Source organism: Actinophytocola sp., assembly GCF_050699935.1.
Lineage (GTDB): Bacteria > Actinomycetota > Actinomycetes > Mycobacteriales > Pseudonocardiaceae > Actinophytocola.
Genome location: NZ_JBOHGB010000277.1, coordinates 1 through 3,548, shown reverse-complemented (window position 1 = coordinate 3,548; position 3,548 = coordinate 1). Strand labels below are relative to the sequence as shown.

Genomic DNA, 3,548 nt, shown 5'->3' with positions numbered 1-3,548 from the left:
GGCCCGTACGCGGCGACGCGGTCGGCCGGCGTGGGCACCGGCCGGCGGCCCGCCCGGGCCCGATGCGCGAGCAGGGCGTCCACGTCCGCGCCCGGCCCCGTGCCTGGAAGGACGCCTTCCGGACGTCCAGCGCCGTGAAGGACGCCTTCCAGGCTCTTCACCAACGCGGCCACGAGCCCGGCCTCGGTCACGTGCCGAATCCGCTCCCGGTCGGCGTGCGGCGGCTTCTCGACGTACTCGATCATGGGTCGGCGAACCGGATCCGGTTGCGCAGCTCGCCGATCCCGGAGATCGTCACCGTCACCGTCGAGCCGTCGCCGACCGGGCCGATCCCCTCCGGGGTGCCGGTCGCGATCACGTCACCGGGTTCGAGGGTCAGCACGGAGGACAGGAAGCGGAGCAGCTCCCCGACGCCGAAGATCATCTCGCCCGTGGACGCCCGCTGCCGCACCTCGCCGTCGACAGTGACGGTCAGGTCGAGCGCCTGCGGGTCGGCCACCTCGTCCGCACTCACCAGCCAGGGGCCGGTCGGCCCGTAGCCGTCGAAGCTCTTGCTGAGGTCCCATGGATGGCCGCGCTCGATGTCGGCGAGCTGCAGGTCCCGCGCGGTCAGGTCGTTCATGATCGTGTAGCCCGCCACCACGCGCGGCCAGTCCTGTATGGACAGATGGCGGGCGCGCCGGCCGATCACCACGGCCAGCTCCCCCTCGTGGTCGATGCGGCGGGACGCGGGCGGGACCACGACCTCCTCGCCGTGCCCGCACAACGTGTTGGGCCCCTTGAGGAACAGCACCGGCCGCTCCGGCGGGACGAACCCGCCCTCCGCCGCGTGCGCGTGGTAGTTCAGCGCGAGGCAGATCACCTTGCTCGGGGCGACGACCGGTGGCGCCAGCACGGCGTCGTCGAGCCCGCGGATGGCGCCGGCGTCGACCAGCCGGCGCCGCGTCCCGGGATCGGCCACGGCCGCCCGCACCTGGTCGGTGACCCGGTCCCGGTCCGGCCAGGCGAGCAGCTCGACCGGGTCCGTGGGGCAGTCGTCCAGCACCGCGTCGAGGCGGACCAGCTCGTTCCCGTCGAGGCCGAGCGCGAGCCGCGCCCCGTCCGCGGTGCGCAGCCGGGCAATCCTCATGCGGTCTCCATGGTTCGCTCCGCTCCTTCGCTACTCGCCGTCTTCCTCCGTGCGATGCTCGGCGCTGGCGCGCCCGCGCTTCTCCGCGGAGCGGAGCTTGCGGAGCGACCGTGTCTCCGTCCAGACGGCGAACGCTCCGTCACTCCCACTCACAGTGTTGAATGGTTCGCTCCACTCCTCCGCTACCCGCCGTCTTCCCTCCTCACGTGCTCGGCGCTGACGCACCTGCGCGCGATCGTCAGTCCAGACGGCGAACGCTCCGTCGCTCCCGCTCACGTCACCTTCCCCGTCGCGGCGCGGCGGATCTGGCGTACGGCGGCGACCACGTCCGCCATCTCCGACTCCGGCGCCAGCAGCAGCGACTGCGGCAGCCACACGGTCTCCGCGCAGGCGCGCTCGCAGACCGGCAGGTGCAGGTCGCCGTAGCGGGTGAGCGGGTTGTCCGGTGTCCAGCCGGTGGCGCGGTGGTCGAACCGGGCCCGCGCGAACACCGGCTGCCGGTACAGCGGCTCCGGGTACCCCACCGACGCCGGGATCCCGTGGTGCCGCAGCGCCGCGACGAACGAGTCCCGGTCCAGCCCGGCGAACGCGGCCGGGTCGAAGCGGAACAGGTACAGGTGGTGCGCGTGCGTGTCCACCCTGGGGTCCCGCCCCAACGGCCGCACACCGTCTATAGTGGACAGCTCACTGTCCAGGTAGGACGCGTTGGCCTCGCGGCGGGCGAGCTCGCCGGGCAGGCGGTCAAGGCCGGCCAGCAGCACCGCGGCCGACCACTCGGTGAGGCGGTGGTTCGCGCCGAGCTCGAAGTGCGCGTACCAGGGCTCCGACGGCCGGCGGCCGCAGTTGTGCAGACTCCAGGCGGCCTCCGCGAGGTCGGCGTCGTCGGTGATGAGCGCGCCGCCCTCGCCGGCGCTGAGGTTCTTGGACGCCTGGAACGACCACGACCCGAACGCCCCGAAGCCGCCGACCGGCCGGCCGCGCCACCGCGCGCCGTGCGCGTGCGCGGCGTCCTCGATCAGCGCGAGGCCGTGCCGGCCGCACAGCTCGGTGAGCGCGTCGAGGTCGGCCGGCGCCCCGCCCAGGTGCACCACGATCACGGCCCGGGTCCGCTCGGTGACGCTCGCCGCGACGGCGGCCGGGTCCAGGTTGTAGGAGTCCGGCTCGATGTCGGCGAACACCGGCAGGGCGCCGACGGTCAGCACCGCGGTCGCCGTCGCGGCGAACGTGTACGGCGGGACGATCACCTCGTCGCCGGAGCCGATCCCCAGCGCCCGCATGGCGATCTCCAGGCTGACCGTGCCGTTGGCGACGCCGAGCGCGTGCCGGCAGTCCGTGAGCGCCGCCCAGCGCCGCTCGAACTCGAGTTTGAGCGGTCCGTCCGCGGCCGACCCGATCCCGGCCTCGACCGCGGCCCGCAGCAACCCCGCCTCGACGTCGCCGTACACGGGCCAGCTCGGCCACGGCGCGGTCCGGACCGGGGGGCCCAGCTCGATCGCCGGCGCCTTCGTCATACCCGCGCCCGCGGACTCTCGGCGAACGCCGCCACCCGCTGCGGCCGGCCGGTGCGCGTGGACGCGTGCAGTGCCTCGAGGACGGCCGTCGTCGTCGCCGCGCTCTCGATCGTGACGAGCGGCTCGGCGCCGGTGGCCACGCAGTCCACGAAGTGCCACAGGCAGTCGCGCACCGCCCCGGCGCTGACCCCGTGCACCGTGCGCTGCAACAGGTTGCGCGGGTAGGAGAAGCCGTCGGTGGTGGCGATCTCGATCTGCTCGACCTTGCGGTCCAGATGGATCACGCCGTCTGTGCCGACCACCTCGACGAACGAGTCGACCATGGTCGGGAACGTGTCGGGGTACACCCAGCACGCCTCGAAGGTCGCCACCGCGCCACCGGCGTAGCGCACCTGCGCCTGTATCGCGTCCGGGGTGTCGATGCCGAGGCCGCGCAGCTTGCCCGTCACCGCCGTGGCGAACACCTCGACCGGCAGGTCCGCGAACAGCCAGGTGACGAGGTCGATGTCGTGCGAGGACAGGAACCAGGCCGGCGTCGTCCGGTCCGCCCAGTCGATCATCTTGGTGGGTACGAAGATCCGGTCGTTCTTGCGTGCGTAGGCCACCACCGGGTCGCCCAGGTCGCCGGCCCGCACCCGCTCGTGCGCCTGCGCATAGGCCGGCACCCAGCGGTGGTTGAACAGCACGCTCGCGACCACCCCGGCCTCGCGCACCGCCTCGACGACCGCGCGCGCGTCCTGGGCCGACGTGGTGAGCGGCTTCTCGACGAGGACCGCCTTGCCGGCCCGCGCCGCCGCCACCGCGATGCTCGCGTGCAGGTCGTCCGGGGTGGCCACCACGACGGCGTCCACCTCCGGGTCGGCGACCAACTCGTCGGCGCTGCCGAGCGCCCGGCAGCCCACCCGCTC

The 3,548-nt window shown here is 73.7% G+C and carries 4 protein-coding genes; all 4 read right to left on the bottom strand.

Annotation, left to right across the window (positions count from 1 at the left end; all coding sequences use genetic code 11):
* Window positions 1-245, bottom strand: a 245-nt coding sequence (locus ACRDTB_RS37735) for a hypothetical protein (protein ID WP_431437064.1), incomplete at its 3' end; no start/stop codon positions are given.
* Entirely contained in the window at window positions 242-1,129 is an 888-nt protein-coding gene (locus ACRDTB_RS37730) for a fumarylacetoacetate hydrolase family protein (protein ID WP_431437063.1), read from the bottom strand. The genes ACRDTB_RS37730 and ACRDTB_RS37735, both read right to left, overlap by 4 nt.
* A gap of 272 nt (window positions 1,130-1,401) precedes the next feature.
* A complete protein-coding gene (locus ACRDTB_RS37725) occupies window positions 1,402-2,640 on the bottom strand; it encodes a DegT/DnrJ/EryC1/StrS family aminotransferase (RefSeq protein WP_431437062.1) in 1,239 nt (412 codons plus the stop codon).
* Window positions 2,637-3,548 (bottom strand): Gfo/Idh/MocA family protein (locus tag ACRDTB_RS37720; RefSeq protein WP_431437061.1); only part of this gene is annotated, 912 nt, incomplete at its 5' end. The genes ACRDTB_RS37725 and ACRDTB_RS37720, both read right to left, overlap by 4 nt.